Annotated in this window: 27 protein-coding genes; 5 read left to right on the top strand and 22 right to left on the bottom strand. The window is 71.1% G+C overall.

Features of this window, described 5'->3' with window-relative positions; all coding sequences use genetic code 11:
• Position 1: 1 nt before the first annotated feature.
• Positions 2-1,375: an FAD-dependent oxidoreductase gene (locus tag ACMATS_RS34260; RefSeq protein ID WP_414170152.1), complete on the top strand. Its 1,374-nt coding sequence runs from the start codon at positions 2-4 to the stop codon at positions 1,373-1,375.
• A 54-nt stretch (positions 1,376-1,429) separates the two neighbouring features.
• On the opposite strand, the gene ACMATS_RS34255 is transcribed toward ACMATS_RS34260, so the two are convergent.
• From ACMATS_RS34255 to ACMATS_RS34210, 10 genes are read right to left on the bottom strand one after another with little or no spacing between them, the layout of a single operon-like run.
• A complete protein-coding gene (locus ACMATS_RS34255; RefSeq protein WP_414170151.1) occupies positions 1,430-1,732 on the bottom strand; it encodes an antibiotic biosynthesis monooxygenase family protein in 303 nt (100 codons plus the stop codon).
• Complete coding sequence (locus tag ACMATS_RS34250) at positions 1,729-2,076, bottom strand: antibiotic biosynthesis monooxygenase family protein (RefSeq protein ID WP_414170150.1); 348 nt, start codon at positions 2,074-2,076, stop codon at positions 1,729-1,731. Before ACMATS_RS34250 ends, ACMATS_RS34255 begins: the two co-directional genes overlap by 4 nt.
• On the bottom strand, positions 2,076-2,828 hold the full coding sequence (locus tag ACMATS_RS34245) for an SDR family NAD(P)-dependent oxidoreductase (RefSeq protein WP_390775505.1): 753 nt from the start codon (positions 2,826-2,828) through the stop codon (positions 2,076-2,078). Before ACMATS_RS34245 ends, ACMATS_RS34250 begins: the two co-directional genes overlap by 1 nt.
• Positions 2,829-2,859: 31 nt before the next feature.
• Positions 2,860-3,321 carry an anthrone oxygenase family protein gene (locus tag ACMATS_RS34240; RefSeq protein WP_414170149.1) on the bottom strand — a complete coding sequence of 154 codons (462 nt, stop codon included), beginning with the start codon at positions 3,319-3,321 and terminating at the stop codon, positions 2,860-2,862.
• Between the two features lie 31 nt (positions 3,322-3,352).
• Complete coding sequence (locus tag ACMATS_RS34235; RefSeq protein ID WP_390775507.1) at positions 3,353-3,820, bottom strand: SRPBCC family protein; 468 nt, start codon at positions 3,818-3,820, stop codon at positions 3,353-3,355.
• Positions 3,821-3,822: 2 nt separating this feature from the next.
• Positions 3,823-4,083 carry an acyl carrier protein gene (locus tag ACMATS_RS34230; RefSeq protein WP_390775508.1) on the bottom strand — a complete coding sequence of 87 codons (261 nt, stop codon included), beginning with the start codon at positions 4,081-4,083 and terminating at the stop codon, positions 3,823-3,825.
• Positions 4,080-5,330: a ketosynthase chain-length factor gene (locus tag ACMATS_RS34225; protein WP_390775509.1), complete on the bottom strand. Its 1,251-nt coding sequence runs from the start codon at positions 5,328-5,330 to the stop codon at positions 4,080-4,082. The genes ACMATS_RS34230 and ACMATS_RS34225 overlap by 4 nt, the downstream gene beginning before the upstream one ends.
• Positions 5,331-5,369: 39 nt before the next feature.
• Positions 5,370-6,629 carry a beta-ketoacyl-[acyl-carrier-protein] synthase family protein gene (locus tag ACMATS_RS34220; RefSeq protein ID WP_390775510.1) on the bottom strand — a complete coding sequence of 420 codons (1,260 nt, stop codon included), beginning with the start codon at positions 6,627-6,629 and terminating at the stop codon, positions 5,370-5,372.
• Positions 6,626-7,048, bottom strand: coding sequence for a cupin domain-containing protein (locus ACMATS_RS34215; protein ID WP_390775511.1), 423 nt, complete (start codon positions 7,046-7,048; stop codon positions 6,626-6,628). The genes ACMATS_RS34220 and ACMATS_RS34215 overlap by 4 nt, the downstream gene beginning before the upstream one ends.
• Complete coding sequence (locus ACMATS_RS34210; RefSeq protein ID WP_390775512.1) at positions 7,045-7,380, bottom strand: TcmI family type II polyketide cyclase; 336 nt, start codon at positions 7,378-7,380, stop codon at positions 7,045-7,047. Before ACMATS_RS34210 ends, ACMATS_RS34215 begins: the two co-directional genes overlap by 4 nt.
• A 226-nt stretch (positions 7,381-7,606) precedes the next feature.
• Here ACMATS_RS34210 and ACMATS_RS34205 point away from each other — a divergent pair, with 226 nt between their 5' ends.
• Complete coding sequence (locus ACMATS_RS34205) at positions 7,607-8,374, top strand: SDR family NAD(P)-dependent oxidoreductase (protein ID WP_414170148.1); 768 nt, start codon at positions 7,607-7,609, stop codon at positions 8,372-8,374.
• A 69-nt stretch (positions 8,375-8,443) separates the two neighbouring features.
• Here the strand turns inward: ACMATS_RS34205 and ACMATS_RS34200 are convergent, their stop codons facing one another.
• The 7 genes from ACMATS_RS34200 to ACMATS_RS34170 all read right to left on the bottom strand — a co-directional run bounded on the left by ACMATS_RS34200 (position 8,444) and on the right by ACMATS_RS34170 (position 16,508).
• Positions 8,444-9,829 (bottom strand): NDP-hexose 2,3-dehydratase family protein, encoded by a 1,386-nt coding sequence (locus ACMATS_RS34200; RefSeq protein ID WP_414170147.1) that lies wholly within the window; start codon positions 9,827-9,829, stop codon positions 8,444-8,446.
• Entirely contained in the window at positions 9,822-11,108 is a 1,287-nt protein-coding gene (locus ACMATS_RS34195; RefSeq protein ID WP_414170146.1) for a glycosyltransferase, read from the bottom strand. Before ACMATS_RS34195 ends, ACMATS_RS34200 begins: the two co-directional genes overlap by 8 nt.
• Before the next feature lie 105 nt (positions 11,109-11,213).
• Complete coding sequence (locus ACMATS_RS34190; RefSeq protein ID WP_390775516.1) at positions 11,214-11,981, bottom strand: TylF/MycF family methyltransferase; 768 nt, start codon at positions 11,979-11,981, stop codon at positions 11,214-11,216.
• Position 11,982: 1 nt separating this feature from the next.
• Positions 11,983-13,173 (bottom strand): hypothetical protein, encoded by a 1,191-nt coding sequence (locus ACMATS_RS34185; protein ID WP_391152979.1) that lies wholly within the window; start codon positions 13,171-13,173, stop codon positions 11,983-11,985.
• Between the two features lie 150 nt (positions 13,174-13,323).
• The gene (locus ACMATS_RS34180; protein ID WP_414170145.1) at positions 13,324-14,853 is read right to left on the bottom strand and encodes a right-handed parallel beta-helix repeat-containing protein; all 1,530 of its coding nucleotides are present in this window, start codon (positions 14,851-14,853) and stop codon (positions 13,324-13,326) included.
• Between the two features lie 258 nt (positions 14,854-15,111).
• Positions 15,112-16,131 carry a methyltransferase gene (locus ACMATS_RS34175; RefSeq protein ID WP_414170144.1) on the bottom strand — a complete coding sequence of 340 codons (1,020 nt, stop codon included), beginning with the start codon at positions 16,129-16,131 and terminating at the stop codon, positions 15,112-15,114.
• An 80-nt stretch (positions 16,132-16,211) separates the two neighbouring features.
• Entirely contained in the window at positions 16,212-16,508 is a 297-nt protein-coding gene (locus tag ACMATS_RS34170) for a DUF6059 family protein (RefSeq protein WP_414170143.1), read from the bottom strand.
• Between the two features lie 174 nt (positions 16,509-16,682).
• On the opposite strand from ACMATS_RS34170, the gene ACMATS_RS34165 reads away from it, so the two are divergent.
• The gene (locus ACMATS_RS34165; protein ID WP_414170142.1) at positions 16,683-20,198 is read left to right on the top strand and encodes a hypothetical protein; all 3,516 of its coding nucleotides are present in this window, start codon (positions 16,683-16,685) and stop codon (positions 20,196-20,198) included.
• A gap of 94 nt (positions 20,199-20,292) precedes the next feature.
• Here ACMATS_RS34165 and ACMATS_RS34160 read toward each other — a convergent pair whose 3' ends face one another.
• Positions 20,293-22,344: a phosphocholine-specific phospholipase C gene (locus tag ACMATS_RS34160; RefSeq protein ID WP_414170141.1), complete on the bottom strand. Its 2,052-nt coding sequence runs from the start codon at positions 22,342-22,344 to the stop codon at positions 20,293-20,295.
• Between the two features lie 247 nt (positions 22,345-22,591).
• On the opposite strand from ACMATS_RS34160, the gene ACMATS_RS34155 reads away from it, so the two are divergent.
• On the top strand, positions 22,592-22,720 hold the full coding sequence (locus ACMATS_RS34155) for a hypothetical protein (RefSeq protein ID WP_414170140.1): 129 nt from the start codon (positions 22,592-22,594) through the stop codon (positions 22,718-22,720).
• Positions 22,717-22,968, top strand: coding sequence for a hypothetical protein (locus ACMATS_RS34150; protein WP_414170139.1), 252 nt, complete (start codon positions 22,717-22,719; stop codon positions 22,966-22,968). The genes ACMATS_RS34155 and ACMATS_RS34150 overlap by 4 nt, the downstream gene beginning before the upstream one ends.
• 125 nt (positions 22,969-23,093) lie before the next feature.
• Here the strand turns inward: ACMATS_RS34150 and ACMATS_RS34145 are convergent, their stop codons facing one another.
• The 4 genes from ACMATS_RS34145 to ACMATS_RS34130 form a co-directional block, all read right to left on the bottom strand.
• Positions 23,094-23,549, bottom strand: a complete 456-nt coding sequence (locus tag ACMATS_RS34145; RefSeq protein ID WP_414170138.1) for a PPOX class F420-dependent oxidoreductase — start codon at positions 23,547-23,549, stop codon at positions 23,094-23,096.
• A gap of 18 nt (positions 23,550-23,567) precedes the next feature.
• Entirely contained in the window at positions 23,568-23,897 is a 330-nt protein-coding gene (locus tag ACMATS_RS34140; RefSeq protein WP_414170137.1) for a hypothetical protein, read from the bottom strand.
• A 67-nt stretch (positions 23,898-23,964) separates the two neighbouring features.
• Positions 23,965-24,339 (bottom strand): anthrone oxygenase family protein, encoded by a 375-nt coding sequence (locus ACMATS_RS34135; protein WP_414170852.1) that lies wholly within the window; start codon positions 24,337-24,339, stop codon positions 23,965-23,967.
• 291 nt (positions 24,340-24,630) lie between these two features.
• On the bottom strand, positions 24,631-25,305 hold the full coding sequence (locus ACMATS_RS34130) for a nitroreductase (RefSeq protein WP_414170136.1): 675 nt from the start codon (positions 25,303-25,305) through the stop codon (positions 24,631-24,633).
• Between the last annotated feature and the right edge of the window lie 50 nt (positions 25,306-25,355).

Genomic DNA, 25,355 nt, shown 5'->3' with positions numbered 1-25,355 from the left:
TATGTCCACCTCGGCCTTACACGTCATCGTGATCGGAGGCGGCACGGGCGGCCTGTGCCTCGCCCAGGGGCTCAAGCGCGCGGGCGTCGGCGTCGCCGTCTACGAGCGCGACCGGACCCGCAGCGACGGTCTGCAGGGCTACCGCGTCGGCATCGACCCCGACGGCAAGCGGGCCCTGCGCGCCTGCCTCTCGCCGCAGCTCTACGACACCTTCGTCGCCACGTGCGCGAAGCGGCCCGTCTACTTCAACCAGTACACGGAGCAGCTGTCGCAGCTGTTCTCGTCCGGCCCGGAGATCTTCAAGGAGCCGCCCAACTTCGACGAGCTCGACCTGGACGAGTCCGTCAGCCGCATGACACTGCGTCAGCTGCTGCTCACCGGACTCGAGGACATCGTGCACTTCGAGAAGCGCTACACCCACTACGAACAGCGCCCGGACGGCAAGGTCACCGCGTTCTTCGACGACGGCACCTCGGCCACCGGCGACGTGCTCGTCGCCGCGGACGGCAGCAACTCAAAGGTGCGCGCGCAGTACTTGCCGCAGGCGAAGCTGCTCGACGCCGGGCTGATCGGCATCACCGGCAAGACGCTCCTGACCGACGAGACGCGCAAGCTGCTGCCCCGGCGGATCCTCGACGGCGTGACGATGCTGCAGGGCCCCAAGGGCTTCATGTGCATCATCCACGTCATGCAGTTCCCGTGGGACACCAACGGCGAACTCAAGGACGGCATCGGCCGCACCGAGGCCGAGCTGATCAGGCAGTGGCCCGGGCTGCTCTACGACAACTCGCGCGACTACATCATGTGGGGCTTCGCGGCCGCCGACCACTGGCTTCCGGCGGACGTCATGCAGCGCAAGGGCGGGGAGGCCCAGCAACTGGCGCAGCAACTCACCGCGGACTGGCACCCGGACCTGCGCAAGCTCTTCGCGCTCGGCGACCCGAACAGCTGCTTCCCGCTCAAGATCCGCACGTCCGAGCCGGTCGAGCAGTGGAAGACCACCAACGTCACGCTGATCGGCGACGCCATCCACACGATGACGCCCGGCCGGGGCGTCGGGGCCAACACGGCGCTGCGCGACGCCGCGTTGCTGTGCAAGAACCTGGTGTCCGTGCAGGAGGGAAGGACCGGTCTCCTCGACGCGGTGCGCGACTACGAGACCAAGATGATCAAATACGGTTTCGAGGCCGTGGTCAAGTCCCGCCAGAACATGGACGGTCACTCGGCCGCCCACAAGGGCGGTCTGACGGGCTCGCTGGTCCGCGGTCTGATGCGCACCAGCATGCGCACGATGAATCAGATGACCTTCGTCAAGCGGAAGATGGCGATGGCCGAGGCGGAGTTCCGCGGTGCCGGGCGACAGACCGAGGACTGACGGTCCGGACGGTCCCGCCCACGACGTTCCCCGTGGGCGGGACCACCGGCGGCCTCAGTACGCGGCCGTGACGCGGTAGACGGCGAAGGGCCGGCCCCGGCGATGGTCCCGGTACGGGCGGAGCGCGGCGGTGCTGTCCCGGTGCCCCTCGCCGCGTTCCCACCGCTCGAAGGCGGCCAGGTCCTGCCACTTGCTGACGACCACGAACCCTTCGGTGTCGTGGACGTCGTGCAGCAGCTCGTTGCCGAGCATCCCCGGCACGCCTGCCAGCTGCCGGCTCACCTCGTGGTAGGCGGACTCGACGGCTTCGGCGCCCCGGGCCGTGTGGTAGACGAGCACGCGGACCTCACCGGTCATGCCACCCGCTCCCACTCGGCGTGCGTGGCGGCGGTGGCGCTGCGCGGCAGGTGCGCGACGACCTGCATCGTCGTCATGGAACCGGTCTCGCGGAAGGGATGCAGCTTCCGGCGGTGCTCGACGTGCCGTTCGCTGGCCTCGAACTCCCGGAACCGCTGCTCGTCCGCCCAGTCGCTGACGATGTAGTAGACGCCCGGTTCGTCCAGGCTCCGGGACAGCCACTGGCCGAGGTTGGCCGGGTGCGAGGTCACCGAGTCGCCGACCTCCTGCCAGGTCCGCTCGAACTGCTCCTCCAGGCCGGGCGTGATCTGCATGCGCAGCATGACACGGAACGGAGTTCCCATCAGGAGATCCCCCCGTCGACGTGGACGGTCGCGCCGGTCACGTAGGAGGACAGGCTGCTGGCCAGCCACAGCACCGCGCCCGCGACCTCGTCGGGCCTGCCCAGCCTGCCAAGCGCAGTCTTCTCGCTGTAGCGCTTGCGCATCACGGCGGCCTGCTCGGCCGGCATGGCCTCCAGCGCCTCGGTCTCGATCACGCCGAGCGCCAGCACGTTGAACCGGATGCCCTGGGGCCCGAACTCCTTGGCCAGGGACCGGGTCAGGCCGCGCAGCGCCGCCTTGGTCGCCGTGTAGTGCGCCCGCAGCGGGATGCCGACCTCGGAGGACTTCGATCCGATGCTGATCACGGAGGAGCCCTCGCCGAGCAGGGGCAGAGCCTGCTGGATCACCAGGTGCGCAGCGGTCAGGTTGACGTCCAGGATCCGCTGCCACTCCGCGAGCGGCAGCTCCCCGTAGGGCACATGGCTGATGACACCGGCGTTGTTGACCACGACGTCCAGCCGGCCGTAGTGGGTGCGACACCGCTCGATCAGCCCGGTGACCTGAGCGGGATCGGCCAGGTCGGCCCGGACGACGTGGTGGTCGCCCCCGGTCTCCTTCAGTTCGCGCACCAGGGTGGAGACGGCCTCGCCCTCCTGCCGGTAGCACGTGATCACGTCCACCCCGGCGCGTGCCAGGGCGAGCACGATGCCGCGACCGACGCCTCGTGTCCCTCCGGTCACCAGTGCCTTGGCCCCGTCGAGCTTCAGATCCATGCGTCATGCCTCCTCAAGATGGTGCCCGGCCTCACAACAGCAGTGCGAGCGCCGTGCAGTTGGCGAGCAGCGCGAGCGCGGTGAGCGCGGCGCGCCTGCGGTTCCATGCCCCCCACCTCGGCCGGGGGTCCATGCGGTCGAAGTCCGCGGGCAGGTTGTCCGGGTCCAGCGTGCGGACCCACTTGTTGACGGGAACGTTGGCGGTGACCGAGACGACGACGGCCGCAAGAGCCAGCACGCCGCCCGCGAGGAAGAGAGCCCGCGGGGCGGCATCGGTGCGGGCGGCCGTCAGCGCTCCGTCGCCGAGGACGGTCGTGATCATGCAGGCCGGCATGAAGGGGTCGTAGCGGGTCGCGAAGAAGGCGTGGGCGTGCACGTAGCGGTCCGGCGGGAGCGCCGCCAGCAGCGGCCAGCCGCCGAGCAGCGTGCCCGTCAGGACCCCGGCGGCCAGCCCGTTGGCCAGGACCACGAGAGGGACGACGACGGGGAACACGTGGGGTGCCCCCGCCCACCCGCTCACCCGCTCACCCCGCCGAGGCCGCCCGGCACGCGGCGGCCTCGACCTTCTCCTTGATCAGCCGCATCTGCACGGCCGAGTTGGCATCGATCCGTCCCGTCATCGCCGCGTCGTCCATCGGCAGGCCCGGCTTGAGCTCGAAGTCCTGCACCCAGCGCATCCGCACGCCGCCGGCCTCCTGGGTGTACTCCCAGAACAGCCACATGTACTTGAAGTTGCCGGTCTCCACGCGCTGGGAGCGCACGGTGCGGGTCTCCGGGTCCGGCGCGCGGTCGGACACCCAGCTCCACGCCCTGCCCTCGGCGTCCGGGTGCAGCGTGAGCCGGAACCTGATCACGCCGTCGCGGTGGTGCAGCACGGTCGCCTCGGCGTACTCGCTGAACAGCTGCGGCCACGACGCGATGTCGTTGGTCATGTCCCAGACCAGCTGCATCGGCGCGTCGATGACGACGGAGTTGTCGGTGTGCCCGGCCATGGTCAGACCTCCGCCGCGGTCAGCTGCTGGTTGATGATCTCGATGGTCCGGGCCGGGGTCGTCATCCGGGCCACGCAACTGTCGTGGATCTCCACGCCGTAGCGGTGCTGCACGTCGGCCAGCAGGTCCAGCACGGCGAGCGAGTCGTAGCCGAGCAGGGCGAACTCGACGTCGGCGATGTCGCCGTCGAGGTCGACGCCCTCGTCCACCCCGCTGTTCGTGCTCATGATCTCGCGCAGATCGTCGATGGTGAATGTGCTCATGCCGTCCTCCTGCGGTGTCTGTCCGCCCTCGCCACGACGAGGGCGGAGGTGAACCCGCCGTGTCCCCGCGCCAGCACGAGGGCCGTGTCCAGCGGGCGGTACCTGGGGCCGTCCAGCACCAGATCGATGGCGCAGCCGCCGGCGACCCGGGTCGGCCCGACGGTGTGCGGGATAACGCCGTCGCGCAGGGCCAGCAGAGCGGTGGCGACGTCCAGTGCGGCGCCGCCGCCGTAGAGCCGGCCCGTCAGCGTCTTGGGTGCCGTCACCGGCACGGCGCGCGGTCCGAAGACGGCGCTGATCGCCTCGGCCTCGGCGCGGTCCCGTTCCGCCACCCCGGACGCGTCCGCGAACACGACGTCCACGTCCGACGGCCCGAGGTCCGCGTCGGCCAGCGCCCGTTCGACGGTCCTGCGGAGCGCGGGCTCGCGTTCCGAGCCCGGCGGCGGGTCGAATCCGGCCGCGTGGCCGAGGATCGTGCCGTACCCCTCGCCGGCGCCGCGCTCCGCGGCTGCGGCCGCGGACTCGACGACGAGGACGGCGCCGCCCTCGCCGGGCAGGTAGCCGCAGGCCGCCTCGTCGAAGGGGAGGTAGGCGCGGGCCGCGTCGTCCACCGTGGACAGCTGCCCGGTGGCCAGCTGAGCGGTCAGGCCGTACGGACACAGCGGGGCGTCGGTGCCGCCGGTGACGGCCAGCCGCACGTCGCCGCGGACCAGGGTGCGCGCCTGCGCGATCACGTCCAGTCCGCCCGCCTGTTCGCAGCACAGCACGCCGCAGGGCCCGCGCATACCGTGCCGGATGGAGATCTGGCCCGTGGAGGCCGCGTAGAACCAGGCGATGGACTGGTAGGCGCCGACCCAGGACGGCCCCCGGGTGTACAGCCGGGTCATCTCGTGCTGGCCGAACTCCGTGCCGCCGGACGAGCTGGCCGTCACCACCGCCATCTCGAACTCGGGGACGGCGGCGGGGTCCACACCGGCGTCGTCGAGGGCGGCCGCGGCGGCGGCCAGCCCCAGGTGGGTCCACCTGTCGGTCTGCTTGACCAGGCGGTTGGGCACCTGCTCGGCCGCCTCGAACCCGGGCACCTCGCCGGCCAGCCGCACCGGGTAGCCGTCCGGGTCGAACCGGGTGATGCGGGTGATGCCGGACTTGCCGAGCAGGACCGACCGCCAGTGCGCCTCCGCCCCGATGCCCGTCGGGGCGACGATGCCGATCCCGGTCACGACGGCTCCGGGAGGCGATGCGTTCATCTGAAGACCTTCCTCGCTGCGGGCACGGGCCCGGACCGCTCACCGGTTCCCGCGGGTGAGCACCATCGCGGTCTGGAAACCGCCGAATCCGCTCCCGACGCTGAGCACCGTGTCCATCGGGTGTTCGCGGGCCACGAGCGGCACGTAGTCCAGATCGCATGCGGGCTCGGGGTGGTGCAGGTTGGCCGTGGGCGGTACCACCTGCCGGTCGAGCGCCAGGGCGCAGGCGGCGACCTCCAGCGAACCGATGGCGCCCAGCGAGTGGCCGATCATCGATTTGATGGAGCTGACCGGGACGCGGTAGGCCCGCTCGCCGAGGCTGCGCTTGAAGGCCGCCGTCTCGTGCCTGTCGTTCTGCTGGGTGCCGGAGCCGTGCGCGTTGACGTAGTCCACCTCGGACGGGTCGAGCCGGGCCCGGTCGAGGGCCACGGTGATGGCCCTGGCCATCTCCCGGCCGTCGGGCCGGAGTCCCGTCATGTGGAAGGCGTTGCTGAAGCTGGCGGACCCGGCCAGCTCCGCGTAGATCCGTGCGCCACGCGCCCGGGCGGCCTCCGCCTCCTCGACCACCATCACCGCGCACCCCTCCCCCAGCACGAAGCCGTCGCGTTCGGCGTCGAAGGGCCGGGAGGCGTGCTCCGGATCGTCGTTGTTCGCCGACGTGGCCTTGATCGCGTCGAAGCAGGCGGAGGTGATCGGCGAGAGCGGTGCGTCGGTCGCCCCGGCCAGCACGACGTCCGCACTGTTGTCGGCGATCAGCTGCATCGCACGGCCGACGGCGTCCAGCCCGGAGGTGCAGCCGGTGGAGACCAGCGCCACCGGCCCCTGCGCGGCGACCCGCCAGGCGACCTCGACGGCGAGCGTGCTGGGCACCATGTGCCCGTACAGGTGCGGCACTCCGTAGGCGTGGTCGACCAGCCAGCGCCGCCCGTCGTCGGAGAGCACCCGGTACTCCTGCTCCAGGCTCGTCGTGCAGCCGACGGCGCTGCCGAGGCTGACGCCGATGCGTTCCGGGTCCAGGGCGCCCGGCTCGATGCCGCTGTCCGCCACGGCCTCGTCCACGGCGACCACCGCGAACTGCGCGGCCCGGTCCATCCGGCGGATCTCCTGGTAGGAGAGCCCGGCGGCCCTGGGGTCGAAGTCCACCTCGGCGGCGATCCGGGAACGGAAGCCGGACGCGTCGAACAGCGAGATGGCCCTGGTGGCCGTGCGGCCCGCCGAGAGGAGGTCCCAGAAGGCCTCTCTGCCGACCCCGCCGGGGGCGACCACGCCGATGCCGGTGATGACCGCTTTGCGCGTCACCGGGCGTGCCCCACGTCCGGGGCGGGCTGCGACGGCTCGGAGACCTGCTCCGTGTCGACGTGGCCGAGTTCGGGCCGCGGCGCCAGCGGCGAGAGGTGGAAGACGACGTGCGCCTCCTGCCCGCCCGCGTTGGACAGGCGGTGCCGGACCCCGGTCGGCACGAGCAGCGAGTCGCCGGCGACCAGCCGTACGGGCTCGCCGTCCAGCGTCATGACCAGTTCTCCGGAGACCACGTGCAGGAATTCCTCGGAGTACGGGTGGTAGTGCTCCGTGACGAACTCGCCCGCGGCCAGCCGGAGTACACCTCCGAAGCCGGAGGAGGCGCCCACGTTCCGCGGGCTGAGCGTGACCCGGATGTCGCCGCCACGCCGCCGGTTGGGGACCACCTCGTCCGCGTTGACCCGCAGCGGGGCGCTCACAGCTGCCGTCCGTCCTGTGCGGTCCACACGTAGAACGGGGAGGCCATCGCGTCCTTGGGCTCCCGCCAGCCCGGGTCGTAGGGCGAGACGAACGCGGTGAGCTGCTGGTTGATGTCGGCGTACAGCGGATGACTGCGGGCCCGGTAGAGCCGGGGGCTGACGTCCTCGTCGGCCTCGACGAGATGGAAGTACAGGTCGTGAAAGGTGAACAGGGTGCGCCGCGATACGCCGATCATGTGCGGCAGTTCGGTCTCGTCGGACCGTCCGAAGACATCCGCGATGCCGCTGGGATCGTCCGTCTTCAGCTTTGCGACGATCAGATTCCGATGCACCGTCGGCCTCCTGGAGGAGAGGGGGGACTCTCCGGCCGAAGGTCCCAGATCCTCCTGGAAGCGGACTCGAAATGCTTTCCAACTCCACTGAATTCGGTGGGCACTTCGACCTCCGCGATATTGATCGGCCCGACAGGAGAGGCGAGTTGTATAGTGCTCGTACGACTAGTGCTCCGGCTACTATGCGGATTCCGCAACGCCGTTCATCACTTCGAAGGAGCTGTTGGTGGATCTGGGACTGAAGGACAAGCGGGTCGTCATCACGGGTGGTACGCGCGGCATCGGCAGGGCGGCCGCCCGCCTCTTCGCCCAGGAGGGCGCCCGTGTCGCGATCACCTACAACTCGTCGGCCGACGAGGCCGGCAAGGCGGTCGAGGAGCTCGGCGGCCCGGACCGCGCCATGGCCGTGCCGTACGAGCTGCGCGACCCCGCGTCCATAGAGGCGGCGCTGCGGGCCGTGGAGGAGCAATTCGGCGGCGTCGACGTGCTCGTGGCCAATGCGCTGTGGTTCACCTGGGGCGCTTCGGACGAGAACGGGCTGTTCGAGGATCTGCCGGCAGACAAGTGGATGACCCGGTTCCGCGCCAATACCGAGGGCCACATGCTGACGGCGCAGCTCGTGGTCAAGGGCATGCGGGAACGCGGGTGGGGCCGGATCGTACTGCTGTCCTCGATCACCGCGGACTACGGCATGGCGGGCTCGGAGATCTACAGCAGCTCCAAGACCGCCCTGCACGGTTTCGCCAGGGGGCTCATGTGGAGCCGCAACGGCGTGCTCGCCAACGTGGTGGCCCCGGGGGCGACGCTGACCGAGCACATGGCCACGATCATGAAGGATCCGGCCACCCGGGAACTGGTCGAGAAGGAGATCGAGAAGACGCCGAGCGGCCGGCTGAGCAACCCCGACGACGTGGCCCGGCTGATCCTCTTCCTCGGGTCGGAGGCGAACGGGAACATCAACGGCGAAGTGATCCACACAGCCGGAGGTCGATGAAACGGCCGGGCGGGAACGCCCGCGCGCGGCGCGGGCGTTCCCGCCCGGCACGGTGTGCCGGACGCCGTGTCAGGAGAAGAGCTTCAGACAGGCGATCAGGGTCCGCGCCTGCACGTTCACGTAGTCGGTGCGCAGGAGCAGCTCCGAGAGCTCGCCGAGGGTGACCCACCGGAAGTCCGGCGGCTGTTCGTCCGGCACCTCCGGGCCGGCCTCCACCACGACGTACCGGGTCTCCGACCGGTGGAAGCGGCCGCCCTCCTCGGAGTGCACGGCGCAGTACCGCACCGCGGACGGATCGGCGCCGAGCACCGCGTCGACATAGCGCGGCGGCACGTCGTGGTTCGCCGGCACGCACTGCACGGTGGGACCGATGGCGACCCCGCCGGCGATGCCCGCCTCGGCCCTCGCGTGCGCGAGCACATGCGGCACGCCGCGGAACCGGCGCACGAGGAAGGCCGCGAGCCCGAGCCCGGTGGTGGCGAACAACGGCTGCGTCCAGCAGGCGGTCTCGCGGCGGTCGGCCTGCACGTCCACGGCGATGACCGTGAAGAACCGCCGGTCCTCGCGGGCGATCTCCGAGTCGGTCGCGTACCAGCCGGACAGCCCTGCCAGGGGGACGCGGTGCGGCCTGACCGGCCGCCGTCGCCGGATCGCGGCGATCCAGGCCGCCGGCCCGGCGGCGCCGTGCACGTCCCCCCGGTCGGCGAACGACCGCAGCAGCCCGGCGCGGAAGCCGTCACCGCGGGCGCCGGACGTGGTGACGGGCAGGCAGGACAGCACCGTCCGCGCATCCATGTTGACCGCGTTGTCCTCGCGCAGCAGCCCGGCCAGCTGCTCGATCCGTACCCAGCGGAAGTCCTCGTGCTCGGGAACGGGGCCGGCCGCCTCGACGACCATGTTGCGGTTCTTCTTGCCGAGGAACCAGGCCCCGTGCTCGGGCTGTTCCACGTCGACGACGACCCGGCCGCGGTCCGGGCCGGTGAAGTACTGCAGATACGGCACGGCCGCGCCGCGGTGCACGCGGCTGTAGTTGCTCAGCGTCGCCTGCACGGTCGGCGACAGCTGCACCAGACCGGGGTTCCCGGGCTCCATCTTGGCCTGCATCAGGCAGTGCAGCGTCCCGCCGAAGTCCTTGACCAGGATGCCGAGGATCCCGACCTCGGGCTGGTCGATGATGGGCTGCGCCCATGCCCGGTGCGGCCGGAACGCCTCGTGCACGCACAGCCCCTCGACGCTGAAGAACCGTCCGCTGTCGTGCCGGAGGGCTCCGGTGCCCGGCTCGAAGCTCCACGAGCGCAGCTCGGCGAACGGGATCCGGCGCACCACGGAACGGTCGGCTGCCCTGCGCTCCCGCAACCATGCGCGCAGGTCCTGGTCCGCGGCCCCGGCGGCCGGTCCGGCGGCCGCCGCCGAGGGCTCGGCGAGCCGGATGCCGCTGCTGGTCAGCTCAATCATGATGACTCCGTACGCGGCACCCGAGGACCGGCTTCCCCGTCGCCGCCAGTCGCTCCAGCAGTGCTGCGGCATTGCGGCCGGCGTCCTGGCGGGCGAAGTCCCGTTGGATGCGCCGGGCGTTGTTCCGGTAGGCGGGGTCGTCCAGCACCCGCGCGACGGCGGCCGCGATCCGGTCGGGGCGCGACTGCCTGAGCCAGACGCCCACGCCGCTCCACTCGATGCGGGCACAGATCTCCCGGTGGTCGCCCTGGGTACCGGCCGCGACCATCGGGACTCCGTTGGCCAACGCCAGGTGCACCCCGCTGTATCCGGCGTTGGTGACCATCACGTCGACATGGGGCAGCAGCGCCTGGTAGGGGATGTAGCGCGAGAAGCGGACGTTGTCCGGCAGGCCGGGCGGCGGTTCGGCCCCCGCGACCGTCACCACGACGAGGCCGTCGTGACCGGCCAGGGCCTCGATGGCCGGGCCGACGAGGTCGGAGGTGCGGGTCGCGGTGGTGCCCTGGGTGACGTGCACGACCGAGGGCGCCTGGCGGAGTTCGTGCCACCATGCCGGCGGCCGGAAGCCCGGTGGCTGCGGAGGGACCATGGGTCCGATCAAGTGGATCTGCGGGGGCAGGTGCCGTCTGGGGTACTCGAACGCCGGGCTGGTCGGCTGGAGGTGCAGGAACGGGGAGCGCAGCGCGTCGAACGCGGTGCCGCCGCCCTCCGACAGCCCGACGCCGCGCCGGAGTTCCCGGTACGCCTTCGACAGCGGGTGCAGCATGACGCGGCGCATGGTCCAGTTGACGGCGCGGTTGCGCATCCGTTCCGCCACGCGGGTCGGCACCCTGCCGGTGGCGAAGGGCGGATCGTCGGGGCAGGCCCCGACGAGCGCGCTCTCGTTGAGCACGGCCCACGGCGGCCCGCCCAGTTCGTGCAGCAGCCGGGCGCCGAGACAGTGGCCGTCCGAGATCACCACATCGGCCGGGAACCGCGCGAGGATCCTGCGGTAGTCGGCGAGCTGGCCGGCCGCCCGGTCGACGACCAGGCGGCGCATCATCGTGTTCACCGCCGTGAACCCCCGCTCGCCGGCGTCGGCGACGGGCGGGAGGTCCTCGTACGAGGCGGCCTCCCGGAACGGCTCGAACCGGGCCCCCACCGAGGCGACCAGCTCGGCGCGCTCGCCGCCCGTGTGCCACACCACCTCGTGGCCCCGGGAGACGAGAGCGGCAGCGAGCACCTGGGCGTGCGCCACACAGCCCGCCGCAGGCAACGTGCTGAGCAGGAAACGGGCCACGGAACCCCTCCTTACCGACTTACCGACCGACGCTTGACATCGACTCCATCACTCACCCGCCCGGTCCGGGGTCCGCACGGCCCGCGTGCGGACCCCGGACGGCCGTCACACCCCGGTGCGCCGCCAGAACGCCCCCGTGCCGTCGATGTCCTCGATCGGTTCGCGGATGCCGTGCTCCTCGCGGTAGTTGTGCACCGCTTCCCGGCAGGCGGGGATCACATAGTCGTCGACGATGACGAACCCGCCCGGGGAGAGCTTCGGGTACAGGTGCACCAGGGCGTCCGTGGTGGACTCGTACAGGTCGCCGTCGAGGCGGATCACGGCGAGCCGCTCGATCGGCGCGGTCGGCAGGGTGTCCTTGAACCAGCCGGGCAGGAAGGCGACCTGGTCGTCGAGCAGGTCGTAGCGGCGGAAGTTGTCGCGCACCGTCTCGAGCGGCACGGCGAGCACGTCGTTGGCCTCGTGCAGCTTCAGCGAGCGGTCGGCGGGGTGGCCGGCCGGGCCCACTTCCGGCATGCCCCGGAAGGAGTCGGCGACCCAGACCGTGCGGTCGGTCACCAGACGGGCCTTGAGGACCGAGCGCATGAAGATCGACGCGCCGCCCCGCCACACGCCCGTCTCGATGAGGTCGCCGGGCACACCGTCGTCGAGCACGCCCTGCACGCACCGCTGGAGGTTGTCCAGCCGCCGCAGCCCCACCATGGTGTGCGCCAGCGAGGGCCAGTCCCTGCCGTCGTGGCGGGGGTTGGACGTGAACTCGTGCTCGCTGTACTCGTCGTAGGAGTAGACCATGACGGGCGGGTCCTCGTAGATGAGGTTGGTCAGCACCTTCTTCATCAGGTCCAGGTACAGTTCGGCGCCGTTCCGGTTCATGTCACTTCTCCTCCGTGCTCAGAGCGGACGGGTCGGCCATCCACACCGCCGGGTCGACGTCCCGCCGGATCCAGGCCGGTGCCGGCCGGTCGCTGTTGATGCCCTTCTCCACGAAGGCCACGCCCGGGTAGAGATGGATCGCGGTGACCGTCCGGTCCGTCGCGCTCGGTTCGCCGGGCCGTTCCATGTGGTGCAGTCCGTCGACGACGGTCTTCAGGTGGCCGACCGACGTCCCCGCGTCGTCGGGGTGGGTGCGGCCGCCGTTCCAGCCCGGCCAGTACGACGTCTGGAGGTCCTCGATCACGTAGAGGCCGCCGGGGCGCAGGTGCGGGAACAGGGTGCGGAACGAAGTGATCACATCGGAACTGCGGTGGCTCCCGTCGTCGATCACGATGTCCAGCGGGCCGATGCGCTTCGCCAGTGCGTTCAGGAACTCCGGGTCCGACTGGTCCCCGCGGACGGTCAGTTTGCGCGGCTCGTCCAGCGCCGACTTGTCGAACACGTCCAGTCCGTAGACCAGGCCGCGCCGGAAGTAGTGCTTCCACATCAGCAGCGAGGCCCCGCCGACGTCCGGGGCGTGATAGCCGCCGACGCCGATCTCCAGGAGTTTCACCCGCTGGTCCCGGCGGGCACCGAAGTGCCGTTCGTAGTGCGGCGTGTACCAGTGGCCGCCCCACTTGTCGGAGCGGAAGCGGACCGCGAGCAGGTCCAGGTCCACCGGCCGGGCCGAGCACGCCTTGGTCAGCTGGTGGGCGGCCCGCACGGCCTGGTGCCTGTCCTCGTACCCGAATTCGCCCGTGCTGCCCGGCGGGTCCTCGTCCCGTACGGTCACCTCCAGGGTGCCGCCCTGCACGGCGCCGGCCGGTCCGTACACCGAGCGCAGCAGATCGGTCAGGTCCTGGCGCACCAGGACCCAAGGTTCCCGCAGCCGGCCGCGCTCGCACCTCGCCGGGCCGTCGCCCACGGTGACCAGGTAGTCCAGCCGGCCGTCGGGCGTGCCGACGTCGAACTGGACGGTGACCGGTGCGGTGGCGCCCTCGAACAGGGCGGCCCGTGCGGCGATTTCGCCGAGTACGGCGCGGGCGACCACGTCACCGTCGAGGTCGCCGAGTACGGCGGCCGTCTCGTCCTCGGTCCCGTCCGCGGCCGACAGCAGCCGTTCGACGACGCCGTTGAAGCCGTCCGAGTCCATCCGAGCCCTCCCGCGTTCGGCGATGTGCCAGGTGAGGCAAGGATGGACGGCCGGGCTGGTGCCGATGTCCAGACATGCTGGACGGAGCGCGGGCACACGGGAGCGGGGAGGCCGCCGCACCGGCCGCCTCCCCTCGGTCACGGTCCGCCGTCAGCCGATGCCGGGCCCCTGGTACACCCCGATGTTCGGGGGGCAGGTCGGGGACACGGGGTGGCCGAAGTAGTCGCGGCCGCCGTTGCCCGCGACGACCGCCCCGCGCTTGAGCGCCTGCGAGTCCGTGCCCAGACGGTAGCCGTCCGCGGTGCCGAGGCTCGTCGCGGTGCCGGGCGAGAGGAGCCCGGGGTCGCCCGTGACGGCGCCCTTGTCACCGGAGGGCACGGTGCTGACCCCGGTGTAGGCGTTGTGCGTAAAGGTGCTGTGGGTGTCGTTGATGGCCGCGTTCTTCCCGACGAAGATGTTGTCGCTGAACGTCGCGCCGAACTCGCCCATGTTGTTGACGAGTGTGGTGGCCCCCGGCGCATAGACGACGTTGTTGTAGATGCGGGTGTTCGTCTGCGGGGTGCAGGCGACGACCATCACGCCCGAGGACACCGCCCGGTCGTTCTGGCTGATGTTGTAGCGGACCGTCTGCCCGTCGGACACGAGGCCCGGCACCGCGCAGACCAGCATCATGCCGCTGTTGTCGTGGCTGAAGTTGTACTGGTAGAGGCTGTCCTTGTTGCCTCCGTCGATGTCGAATGCGAAGGCGCCGTGCGAGCCCGCGTCCCCGCCGGACACGTCGTTGAACTGCACGACCGTGTAGTCGGAGTTCCATGCCCACACACCGGCATGGTCCGTCGTGGCCCGCAGCCCGAAGCCCTTGACCACGTTCTTCTGCAGCAGGGCGTGCGAGCCGTTCTGCATGGTGATCCCGTCGCCGCCCAGGTCGGTCAGCTCGTTGTTCTCGACCACCACCCCGGTCATCGGCACGAACGAGGTGCCGGGGCCGCCCGGATAGACGGGCCGCCGCGCCCACATCGACGAGGTGCCGATGCCGATGCCTTCGACGTGGTTCACCTTGTTGTTGCTGACCTTGATGCCGTCGAAGCCCGACGGCGTCGCGGAGCCCGTGGCGTTGAAGACGATGCCGCCGCTGGGTTCGCCCGGTGCCGTGCAGTCGCAGCCGTTCACGTCGTGCACCACGACGTTGTCGATCACATAGTGCCGGCCGGTGCCGAAGTCGCTGAGCTCGACGTAGATTCCGGTGCGGGTCGCCCCGGCGTCCCCGCCGGGGTCGGACACGTCGAGGTCGTGGATCTCCCATCCCTGTACGTTGCGCAGGTGGATCGCGGCGCGCGCACCATTGCCGACGATCTTCGGACGCTCCGTGCCGGAGCCGTAGGACCGTACGACGACCGGTGCGGTGTCGGTGCCCGATCCGCTGGGCGCCAGCGTGCCGGAACAGGTGCTTCCCTTGCGGAAGTTGATCGTGTCGCCCGGCTTGAAAGTGGTCTTGTCGAGCCGGTCGAGCGTCTTCCAGGCGGTGTTCGGCGACGTGCCCGGTGCGCTGTCGCTTCCCTCCGAGCAGTCCACGTAGTACTCGATGCCCTTGACCCGCTTGCTCTGGGTGTCGGCGTAGGCCGATACGGAGCAGCCGAGTGCCGCCGTCGCGGCAGCCAGGCACACAAAGGTCTTCTTCATCTGTGGCGCCAACATGCTTCCCCCGTGCGCGTGCGTTCTGACCCTGAAAGCCGATACAGGCCGACTGCGCAAATAGCTGACAGACAGTCACCTGTCTTTCGGCGTCCACACCATAACAGCATCACGCCACACTGAGGTCACTTCAGTAACACAACTCCGTTTTGACAGCGCAGAGTTACCGGCAGTCTGCGCACGGCACACCGGAGGGCCCGGCGCCTGCGCCGGGCCCTCTCGCTCCAGGTGTCGGGCAGCCGCGGATCAGGCGGGCGAGCGGCGCGCGATCAGCAGGACATCGTCATTGACGAGCGGCACCGACTCGACGGTGTCGAAGCCGGCCTCGGTGAACCACGTGCCACCCTCGGCCGGGGTGTACTCGCTGCCTCCGGGGGTGCACAGCATCATGTTCAGGCTGATCAACAGGGAGTTGGGGCGGGACCGCAGCTCCGCGTCGATCATCGTGTCGTACACCAGCGCGACGCCGCCGGGCTCCAGGGCCTGGAACGCCTTGCGCGCCAGGATCCTGCGTTCCTCCACGCCCCAGTCGTGGAGGACGTGGCCGAACACGACGGCATCGGACGCAGGCAGCGGGTCGGTGAAGAAGTCCCCGGCCCGGAAACCCACCCGGCCCTCCAGCCCCAGCTCCACCATGTGCTCGTCGAAGACCGCCTGCACCGGCGGCAGGTCGAACACGGTGGCCTGCAAGTGCGGGTGCGCGCGGACCAGTTCGGCGCACACGTTGCCCCGGGCACCGCCGACGTCGGTGACGCGCTTGACGGAACTCCAGTCGAAGACCTGCGCGAGCGCCGCCCCGCTGGGCCCGTTGAGCGCGTCCATGCCGCCGTAGTAGGCACGCCAGGCCGCCTGGTCGCGGTGCTGGCCGGTGAACAGGCCGGACGTGGCCCGGGCCCCGTTCTGCGGGGCTCCCGAGCGCAGCCCCTCGCCGATCCGGGCCCACCGGGCGTCCGCCTGGCCGAGGAACCTGCCGAGGTGGGACGCCGTACGGCTGTCCAGGAAGCGGGCCGCCAGGGGCGTCGGGGCGTACCGGCCGTCGGTACGGTCGAGCAGGCCCGAGGACACCAGCGCGTCGAGGAAGTGGCGAGTCCCCCGTTCGTCCAGGCCGAACCGCTGCCGCACGGCGGGTTCCGTCGCCGGTTCGGCACCGAGCACGGTGAACAGGTCGAGCTCGATCGCAAAGAGGACGGTGCGCCACCGGTAGAAGTCCGCCGCCATCTGCAGCAGTGGCTCCGCAGTGACCGACGCATCGATGCCGTCTCGCATCTGTTGCTCCCTCCGGGCGGCTGGGCCTTGGATACGCGAGGGACCGTAGCCGCAGCGACTTGAGAACCGCTCAACGACGGTCAGTTGAGCGAACTGATCTGCCTCCACAGCTCCTGTTCCTGCGGCGTGAGCCGCACCTGCGCCTCCAGCCGCTCAGGGTGTCCCGGCGCCGGGCCGGTCAGCAGTACCTGCTGTTCCTCGGGGGCGTCGGCGGCGGCGTCGGCGGCGTCGGCAGCAGTCGCGTACGCAAAGCCGATCGGTGCGAAATAGAAGAAGCCCATCCACGCCATGCCCCGGGCGACGGTGCACAGGAGGGACCTCACGAGTGGACTCCGGTGGCCGGCCGGAGCGGCCGGGCCTCTGGGCTTGTCGGTCATGTCACTCCTCCATGTCACTCCTCGGAGCGGAGGCGGTGCCGACCGATACTTCACCCGGGAACTGGAGCCCTCCTCGAAAAGGCCTGGCGTGCCGGGGAAGCCGCCACGACGAAAGGGCTGAACGGGCTGAACGGGCTGAACGGGTTGTCAGACCCCCTCCCTAGCATGGCGGGCATGAGCGGATCGCAAAACAGTTCGGCCACCCACGTGGTGCGCACCATCCTGGCCGCGTCGCAGACGGAGGAGCCCCGGGCCGTGGGGGACGACGCGCTCCGGGCGCTGGAGGCCGCCCGCCCGGCGCGCACCGCTGCGGCGCGCATCGCCGCAGCGGGCGGAGTCGACGAGCAGACGGCACGACGCCTCCGCGAGCTCGTGGAGCAGCATCTCGGCGACCGCGCCGAGCGGTGGCTCGGCGTGCACGACGCCCTCGCCGGCCATCGCGGCACCGTGCCCGCGCTGCTCGCCGCCGCGCCGCCTCCGGCGCCGCCCCTGGCTCCGGGCGAGGTCCGCTCGCCCGCGCCCGGGAGCGCGCACGACACGCTCGCCCTCCTGCTGGAACAGGCCCGGCCCGAGCACGCGGCCGCCGCTCTGGCCGCGCTGCCCGACCGGACGGTGGAAGGACTGCTGGCGGGCGGAGCGCTGCCCGGCCCGGCTCTGGTCACCGCCGTCACCGACCACGGCGACTCCCGCACCCGCACCGCCCTCGCCCGCCACCCGAGAATCGACCCGCGAGTGCTGGCCCGGCTGTTGACGTCCGCGGACGCCCGGGTCGGGGCCGCCGTCTACCGCAACCCGCGCGCCACGCCGTCCCTGCGCCGTACCCTTGCGCACGGGCTCGACGCGGTGCCGATGGACGCGGCGCTGCGCGCCGAGCTGACCGCCCCGAGCAGCGAGGTACCGCGCACCTGGCTCGCGCCGCTGCTCGGCTCGGGTGATCCGCAGCTCGTGACCAGGGCGTTGAGCATCGGCGTACGGGGCGTGGCCCAGCAGTACGCACTGGTCCGGGTCTGGGAGCGCACCGGACCCGCGGCGGTGCGCGGCCTGCTCGACGATCCCGCCGTCACCCGGCATCTGAACCTGCCCGTGATCGCCGCCGTCACCGACGCCCTGGCCGGGGAGGACGGGTCGGGCGACGCGCTGCGCCGGCTGGGCAAACGGTGCGAACCCTACGAGGACCCCGCACGGCTGCCGGGCCTCCTGGCCGTCACCCGGGGCACCAGCAGCCTGCGCGACCTGCTGTCCGAGCCGTACGTCCACGATCTGCAGGCACTGTCCGAGGCCCACGCGGAGAGCCCGTTCATGCCCGCGGCCTGCGCGGAACTGGCCCGTCACGAGGAGGCGAGCGACGCCCAGCGCCTGGCGTTCAGGCTGAGCGTCCTCAACGAGCCCTGGCGCGTGGGCGGTCGACGGGCCGGGAACATCACTCCGCCCCGGCAGCGCCTGGCCGAAGAGGCGCTCGACGACGCCGCCGCGTGGTGGGCGGACGGCATGGTCGGGGCCGGACTGCTCGATCCGGTCGAGCTGATCCGCACGGCCCGGCCGGCCGCCCATGCCCTGACCGCGCTCGCCGTGGTCGCCGAGCAGGGCCTGCTCACCGGCACCACCGCCGTGGCCGAGCTGCAGTCGCTGACCGACGCCCATCTCGGCGACCGCCCGGAGGCCTGGGCCGCGCTCGATCACGCGCTGCCGGCCCACCGGGGGAACCTGCGGGAACTGCTCCTCGAAGCAGGCAGGACCGCCCCGGTGCCCGACGGCCCGGAGACCGCCGCCCCCGCCGCAGCGGGGCTCCCGGAGCAGACCGCACCGCCCCGTACTCCGCGCAACGCCCACGAACGGGCCGCCCTCGCCGCCCTCGACCTCCTCCGTTCCTTCGCGCCCGCCGACGCCCCGCTTCCTGCCGCCCCCGGCGTCCTGACGTTCCTCGCCCACCACAGCCGATCCGAGGCTCCCGGCCTCGCCACCCCGCAGTGGCTCGTCCGGGCCTGCGCGTCCCAGGGCGTCGAAGGCTCCTGGCACACCGCGCCCTCTCTCGCGGAAGTGCGGGCCGAACCTCCGCAGACCTGGGGTTCCAGCGCCACCCTCACCGAACACGCCTACACCCAGGGCATCCTGCCCGCAGACGAACTGCTCACCTTCCTGCCGGCCCGCCACATGCTCCTCCTCCCCCACGACTGGCGCCGGCTCGCATTCCCCGGCGCGTGGCGGACCGCGCTCGCCCGCCGGCTGCGCACCGAGCTCGGCACCGACCCCGACGCCTGGCTCCGGTTGGCCGAGAGGGCCCGGGCAGCAGCCGGCGAGGGCGCGTCCAACAGCAGCCCGGGCGGGCCCAGTTGGACGGACCTGCTGTCCGAGGAGGCGGACACCGCCGGGTACCGGCCGCTGGAGGAACCGGCATCGGCCATGCACACGCCCCGCCCACGCACCCCCGACGAGGCGATCGCGCTGCTGGAGCGCGGCAACCACCTGTGGGCCTGGCCGATGGGCACCCTGCTGTGCCTGGCCGACGCCGAGGTCCTCGACGCGGTCCTGCCCCGGCTCGGCCCCGACGGCCCCTGGCTGCTCGCCGCCTACCTGTTGCGCCACGACCACACCCCGCGCCGCGTCCTCGACCGGCTGCTCGCGGACCGGGACCCCCACGCACTGCGAATCCTCGCGTCCCAGTCCCGGTGGCTGGAGAAGGGCCTGGTGGAGCGGCTCGCCGATCTCGACGATCCGGGGACGGACCTGGCCCTGCTGCGGCACGCCGGCGCGCCGCACATCACCCGCCGCATCGTGGCCCGCTCCCGACGTTCCGGGACGGGGGCCGACCCGGTCGCGGCACAGGTGCTGGCCGAGTTGCGGGCCGATCCGGCCGCACGGCCCCTCGGAGGCCGGCTCTGGCTGGGCTCGGCCGAACCGGATCTGATCGAGGAGATATTCGTCCGCCAGGGCACCGATCTGGGCCTCGTCGACCAACTCCTCGGCTGCCTGCACCTGTTCGAGCACGGCGGAGCGGGACGGCTGGCGGGGCTCGTCGGCCGCGGCCTGCTCGGCCAGGCCGCCGCCAAACTGTGCGTCAAGGCGCTGGCCGCCGACGACCCGGCCGCCGTGATCCGCACCCGGCTCGACCGCGAACTGGCCCCGGCCAAGCTCGTCAAGAAGCTGCGCCGGTCCCGGGACCACTGGCAGACGACGAGTGCCGTGGCAGCGCTGCCGGTCGGCGCCGACTGGCGGGCGCTGGAAGCCGCGCACGAGGAGGAGCCGCTGCCGTACTGGGACCGGCTGGTCAATCTGCCGGACACCCCAGCGGAACTCCGCTTGCGGTACGCAGCGTTGATACGGGAGCCGGGGCCGAACGGCCTGGCCGAGGGCGCGGAACCGACCCGGGCGCGGGCTCGTCACGGCCTGGGCGGCCTGTACCACTGCGCGACCGTCACACAGCTCGACGGCCTGCTCGACTCGGACATCCTGTCCGGAGCCGACCTGCTGCATCTGGCGGCCCCGGCGGCACTGATGCTCGCCTACCTCGGCAGCGCCGCTCACCGCACGGACGCTCCGACCGGGGCGCACACCGCGTTGACGGACCTCTCGGACCTCGTCCGTTCCCGTCTCGGGACCGACGCGGAGGCATGGACACGGGTGACCGACCGGCTGACGGGGCGCGATCCCGAGTGGGAACCGATGTCCACGGTGGCGGCGTTGCTGTCCTGAGCCCGTTCCGCGGTCGGCGCGGTGCGTGTCCGCTGGTCCGGTCGACGCCTGGTGAGGGCGCCAACCGGACCTCGCGGGACGTCAGTGCGGGACGTCAGTGCGTGATGATCCCCGGGTCGCTCACCCCCGGCTCGCCGTTCTCCACGTGGCCGGCGAGGCGGCGCAGGAAGCCGGGGTCGGTGTCGCAGGACACCGACAGGTCGTACCACCGCTTGCTGTGGCCCAGGTCGACGGTGTGCACCGAGCGGCCTCCGGGACGCAGCGTGAACGTCTCGTGCTTGCCGCCGTAGGCACTGGTGACCGTCAGCCGGCAGGTGGTGCTGCCCGCGTTGGTGAGGGTCAGCTCCAGCCCCTTCTTCTTGTGGCGTGCGGTCACCTCGGGCCCCTGCGCCTTCCCGGAGCCCTTGAAGGTGCGCAGGAAGCCGTTGGGGCCGAAGACCGACAGGTCGTAACTCCCGTGGGAGTAGGCGGTGTTCCAGGTGTCGGAGATCTTCTTGCCCGCCGAGGCGGTGTAGCTCCAGGGGCCGTCGGTGCGGTTGGCCGAGGTGACGGTGAAGCACGCCCCGGCGGCGTCGCCGCCGGCGAAGGTGAGGGTGATGCGGCCGGTCGCCGCGGTCACCGCGGCGTCCACCAGCGGAGCATAGGGCAGCGGCCGGGTGGGCCGGGAGCCGGCCTCCTGCTTGGGCAGCGACGGGCTGGCGGGCGGCTTGGGCACGTAACTGCCGTGCCGGTCGTGGTCCCTGGGGACGTAGCCGGAGGTGTCCGGCAGCTCCGGGTGCCCGGTGCGCCGCAGCCGGAAGTCGAAGGCCGAGGTGAGATCACCGCAGATGGCGCGGCGCCAGGGCGAGATGTTGGACTCGTGCACGCCGAAGCGGCGCTCCATGAACCGGATGACGGAGGTGTGGTCGAAGACCTCGGAACAGACGAAGCCGCCGGTGCTCCACGGCGAGACGACCAGCATGGGCACCCGCTGCCCCAGCCCGTAGGGGCCCTCGGCGTAGTGGGCGTTGCCCCGGAACCAGTCCAGCGAGGCGTCCACGGTGGAGGCGCCCCTGTCTGCATTCGCGGGCGGGAACGGCGGCAGGACGTGGTCGAAGTAGCCGTCGTTCTCGTCGTAGGTGATGAACAGGGCCGTCCTGCTCCACACCTCCGGGTCGGAGGTGAGCGCGTCCAGCACCTGGGAGACGTACCAGGCGCCGTAGTTGGCGGGCCAGTTGGGGTGCTCGCTGAACGCCTCGGGTGCGGCGATCCAGGAGATCTGCGGCAGCTTGCCGGACTTCACGTCCGCCTTGAGGATGTCGAAGAATCCCTGGCCGTTCTTGGCGTCGGTGCCGGTGCGGGCCTTGTCGTAGAGCGGGTCGCCGGGCTTGGCGTTGCGGTAGTTGTTGAAGTAGAGCAGGGAGTTGTCGCCGTAGTTGCCCCGGTATGCATCGTTGATCCAGCCCCAGGAGCCGTGCGCGTCGAGCCCGTCGCCCGCGTCCTGGTAGATCTTCCAGGAGACGCCGGCCTTCTCCAGGCGCTCGGGGTACGTGGTCCAGTCGTACCCGGCCTCCTGGTTGCCCAGGACGGGGCCGCCGCCCTTGCCGTCGTTGCCGACGTGGCCCGTCCACATGTAGTAGCGGTTGGGGTCCGTGGCACCCATGAAGGAGCAGTGGTAGGCGTCGCAGACGGTGAAGGCGTCGGCGAGCGCGTAGTGGAACGGGATGTCCTCGCGGGTCAGGTACGCCATGGTGCCGGTGCCCTTGGCGGGTATCCACCGGTCGTACTTGCCGTGGTTCCAGGCCTGGTGGCCACCGGCCCAGTCGTGGTCCAGACCCTCGATGAACTGCATGCCGAGGTCCTTGGCGTCCGGGTGGTACGGCAGGACCTCCTTGGTGCCGTCCGACTGATACCAGACCGGCTTGCCGCTGGGAAGCGTCACGGGGCGCGGGTCGCCGAAGCCCCGGACGCCGCGCAGGGTGCCGAAGTAGTGGTCGAAGGAGCGGTTCTCCTGCATCAGCACCACGATGTGCTCGACATCCTTGAGGGTGCCGGTGCGGCGGCTGGCCGGGATGGCTGCGGCCCGCTCGATGCTTCCGGAGAGCGCGGCGAACCCGGCGGTGGCACCGGCGATCTGCAGGAAGCGGCGTCGGTTGAGTTCAGGCATGGGTGTGGGGAACCTCGTGGAGTCGAGGGACGACCGACCGTTGGTCGCGGACGCGGACAGAGTGCGCCAGAAGAGGCGGCAGGGGAAGACGTGAGAATGTCCGGCAGATGAATTACAGGTGCCGTTTCCGGCAGCAGGGTTGTTCGCTCCGCATCGGGACGGGCGAACTGCACTTCAGTCGCCGTACCGAGCAATCGGCCGCCTTCACACACGCCCGACGCAGAGCGGACACGAAGGGAGCATCATCGTGATCGTTGTCACTGGTGCGACTGGCACGCTGAACGGCGCCGCCGTTGAGCAGCTCCTCAAGCGCGTCCCTGCGGAGCGGATCGGTGTCAGCGTCCGTGACGTCGCCAAGGCGCACGCCAGGCTGTGACATTCGGCGACATCGCCGCCATGGTGTCCAAGGTCAGTGGCCGTGAGGTCAAGCGCATCGTGATGGACGACGAGGAGTGGGTCGCGGACAAGGTCGCAGCCGGCGTGCCGGAGCCGATGGCTCGGATGACGCTCACCATATTCCAGGCAGCCCGCGAAGGCCGCTTCGCCGGAGTCGACCCTCTGCTCTCTGCTGACCGAACTGCTCGGTCGCGAGCCTCGAAGCGTCGCCGGCCAGCTCGCGGATAGCATCGCCGCCTAGTGGGGTGTCCGATGGGTCGGTGCGGTTCCTGCGGTGTCTGGTGCTGGGGCGCCTTCCAGCGGTAGCTGGGGAGCGCCGAAGGGCCTGTGCCGACCCATCGGCCACCCTCTGGCTAGGGCGTGGTCGGCGGGGCACTTGCCCCGGGTGCTCCCGCGGGTAGTGGTTCGACGCCGACCACTCGGCGTACCCGTGACGGCTCGACCAGCACGATGACCCGCTCTTCGCCGGGGATGCGCCACTCGAACCGCTCGGTGCCCAGGTATGTGTGCGCGAGCATGTCCATGTTCCGGTCCGCCTCCGGACCCTCCACGAATCCGACGGCCCTGCCGCGGATCTGGACCCGGTCGTAGGGATCGGCCGGGGCCGCATGGGACAGGCACACCCGTGGGTCACGGCGCAGATTGCGTTCCTTGACCCGGCCGACTGCAGTGTTGAACAGGAGCAGATCCCCGTCGAGGCCCACCCACATCGGGCTCACATGCGGCGAGCCGTCCCGGTTGGTCGTTCCGACGTACCAGATGTGCGGTGCTTCGATCCTCAGGCGAATGTCGTTCGGCAGCTCAACCATGACGCAACTACTGCCCGGCTACGACTCGTCGGACACACCCTGGACGCCGTGGTCGTCACTCAACTCCAGGGCAGAGTGCGGTGTTTCCCGATGCCGGGCGGGGATGGGTGCATCGGGCTCTGGGCGGGTGGGATCGCCAGGGAGGTGCCGGACCAGGGGATTGACGAGGACTGTTGCCGTCAGTGCGGTGAAGAGCTGGTTGTCGATGAGGCCGGCATCGCGGCCGAGAGTGAGCATGATGATTTCGCTGAGCCCTTTGGTGTTGATCAGGGTGCCCAGGGTTGCCGCATCCTGGCGGTCTGTCCCGCGTACTGCCTCTTCGGGGGGCTCGTTCCCGGATGTCGGCATTTCGGTGGCCCGCTGCCACCGGGGGCGTGGGGATTGTGCGCCGCCAGCGTGGTGTCGGCCCGCGGGGTCAGGTGAGGGCGTCGATCAACAGGGCGAAGGCGGCGATGATGACGGCGACGCGGACGTAGTGGAAGCGGTTCCAGCGGTTTATCTGCTCCTTCCAGTCCTCGGGTCGGTTCTCAGGGGTCCATGTCTTGTTCCGGTTGTTGATCGGGACGAGCAGCAGGAGCGACATGATCACGCTGAGGATCAGCAGCGCGCCGGCGGTGACGACGAGGCCGGTGCCGTGGTGGTGCCATCCGGCGATGGCCCAGACCGCGACGAGGACGAGCGAGCCGATGTACCAGACCGGCATCACGGCGCCGAGCATCCGGCCCCCGTGGGCGTGGCCGAGTTGGCCACTGTCCTCGGGGAGGGCGTTGAGGATCCCGAAGCCGTGCATCGTGGCGGCGAGGACAGGCAGCAGCAGGCCGCCCGAGGCGAAGTCCGGCAACAGCCCCGCGTGCAGCAGCCACGGCGCCCACAACAGATCCCTCTCGTCGCCGCGGAGGCACCGCGGCAGTACGAGCGGGCGCTGGTGACGGTGGCACGGAGCCAGGCCCCGGAGCCAGAGAACCGCTCCCGACCTCGACGGCGGCGCTGGCTGCTGGAAGTCGTCCGCGGCCGGCCAGGCCGCCGCCGGACGCGGAGGGGAACCCTCAGCCCGCCACGGCAACGTTCCGGCCTCATCTGCTCACCTGTGGAACCGTGTGGTCTCGCCAAGTGGCGCGCGGGGCACGTGCGGCATGGCAGCCACGGCCCCCGGCGCGGGGTAGCCGAAGGAGATACCGAACAGAAGTTTTTCGGTCGACGGGCCGAGGACGGAGCGTACTGCGTCGGCATAGAGTCCGAGCACGCCCTGCGGGCAGCTGGCGACACCGTGGGCCGTCATGGCGAGCATGAGGGTCTGGGCGTAGATACCGAGGTCGGCCGTCATGCGCTCGTCCGCGTCCATGGGGACCGAGAGCAGCGCGACATGTGGCGCGCCGTAGAAGCGCAGCCCCGCGAGGAAGGCCCGGCGCCGTCCGGCGCGATCGCCCCGCGCGACCCCCAGCGCCTCGTACTTGACCGCCGCGGCCTCGGCACAGCGTTCCGCGGCCGCGCCCTCGTACGGACGCACCGGGAAATCAGGGGTCAGCTTCCCCTCCTCGGCGGCCTGGACCAGTGCCTCGCCGAGCCGTTCACGGGCTCCGGCGCTGACGACGTCGACCGACCAGGGCTGGGTGTTGCCGTTCGACGGGGCGGCGGTTGCCAGGTCGAAGATCGCGGTGAGCACCGTGTCCGGTACGGGGTCGGGCCGGTAGGCACGGACCGCGCGCCGGCCACGGATGAGCCGCTCGGCTACCAGTGACGGCTCCAGAGAAGTCACCGCCCTCTCCTTTCCGCGGCTGCCCGCGGGTGCGTTCCCCAGGTCGTGCT

The organism is Streptoverticillium reticulum (assembly GCF_047456005.1).
GTDB lineage: Bacteria > Actinomycetota > Actinomycetes > Streptomycetales > Streptomycetaceae > Streptomyces > Streptomyces reticulum.
The sequence above is the reverse complement of the archived record's forward strand: the minus strand, read 5'-3'. Positions and strand labels throughout refer to the sequence as shown.

Excerpts from the sequence above, each read along its gene's own strand:
- ACMATS_RS34260 (WP_414170152.1), top strand. The coding sequence starts at position 2 with ATGTCCACCTCGGCCTTACACGTCATCGTGATCGGAGGCGGCACGGGC.
- ACMATS_RS34255 (WP_414170151.1), bottom strand. The coding sequence starts at position 1,732 with ATGACCGGTGAGGTCCGCGTGCTCGTCTACCACACGGCCCGGGGCGCC.
- ACMATS_RS34250 (WP_414170150.1), bottom strand. The coding sequence starts at position 2,076 with ATGGGAACTCCGTTCCGTGTCATGCTGCGCATGCAGATCACGCCCGGC.
- ACMATS_RS34245 (WP_390775505.1), bottom strand. The coding sequence starts at position 2,828 with ATGGATCTGAAGCTCGACGGGGCCAAGGCACTGGTGACCGGAGGGACA.
- ACMATS_RS34235 (WP_390775507.1), bottom strand. The coding sequence starts at position 3,820 with ATGGCCGGGCACACCGACAACTCCGTCGTCATCGACGCGCCGATGCAG.
- ACMATS_RS34230 (WP_390775508.1), bottom strand. The coding sequence starts at position 4,083 with ATGAGCACATTCACCATCGACGATCTGCGCGAGATCATGAGCACGAAC.
- ACMATS_RS34225 (WP_390775509.1), bottom strand. The coding sequence starts at position 5,330 with ATGAACGCATCGCCTCCCGGAGCCGTCGTGACCGGGATCGGCATCGTC.
- ACMATS_RS34200 (WP_414170147.1), bottom strand. The coding sequence starts at position 9,829 with ATGATTGAGCTGACCAGCAGCGGCATCCGGCTCGCCGAGCCCTCGGCG.
- ACMATS_RS34190 (WP_390775516.1), bottom strand. The coding sequence starts at position 11,981 with ATGAACCGGAACGGCGCCGAACTGTACCTGGACCTGATGAAGAAGGTG.
- ACMATS_RS34185 (WP_391152979.1), bottom strand. The coding sequence starts at position 13,173 with ATGGACTCGGACGGCTTCAACGGCGTCGTCGAACGGCTGCTGTCGGCC.
- ACMATS_RS34180 (WP_414170145.1), bottom strand. The coding sequence starts at position 14,853 with ATGAAGAAGACCTTTGTGTGCCTGGCTGCCGCGACGGCGGCACTCGGC.
- ACMATS_RS34175 (WP_414170144.1), bottom strand. The coding sequence starts at position 16,131 with ATGCGAGACGGCATCGATGCGTCGGTCACTGCGGAGCCACTGCTGCAG.
- ACMATS_RS34170 (WP_414170143.1), bottom strand. The coding sequence starts at position 16,508 with ATGACCGACAAGCCCAGAGGCCCGGCCGCTCCGGCCGGCCACCGGAGT.
- ACMATS_RS34165 (WP_414170142.1), top strand. The coding sequence starts at position 16,683 with ATGAGCGGATCGCAAAACAGTTCGGCCACCCACGTGGTGCGCACCATC.
- ACMATS_RS34160 (WP_414170141.1), bottom strand. The coding sequence starts at position 22,344 with ATGCCTGAACTCAACCGACGCCGCTTCCTGCAGATCGCCGGTGCCACC.
- ACMATS_RS34145 (WP_414170138.1), bottom strand. The coding sequence starts at position 23,549 with ATGGTTGAGCTGCCGAACGACATTCGCCTGAGGATCGAAGCACCGCAC.
- ACMATS_RS34140 (WP_414170137.1), bottom strand. The coding sequence starts at position 23,897 with ATGCCGACATCCGGGAACGAGCCCCCCGAAGAGGCAGTACGCGGGACA.
- ACMATS_RS34135 (WP_414170852.1), bottom strand. The coding sequence starts at position 24,339 with ATGCACGGCTTCGGGATCCTCAACGCCCTCCCCGAGGACAGTGGCCAA.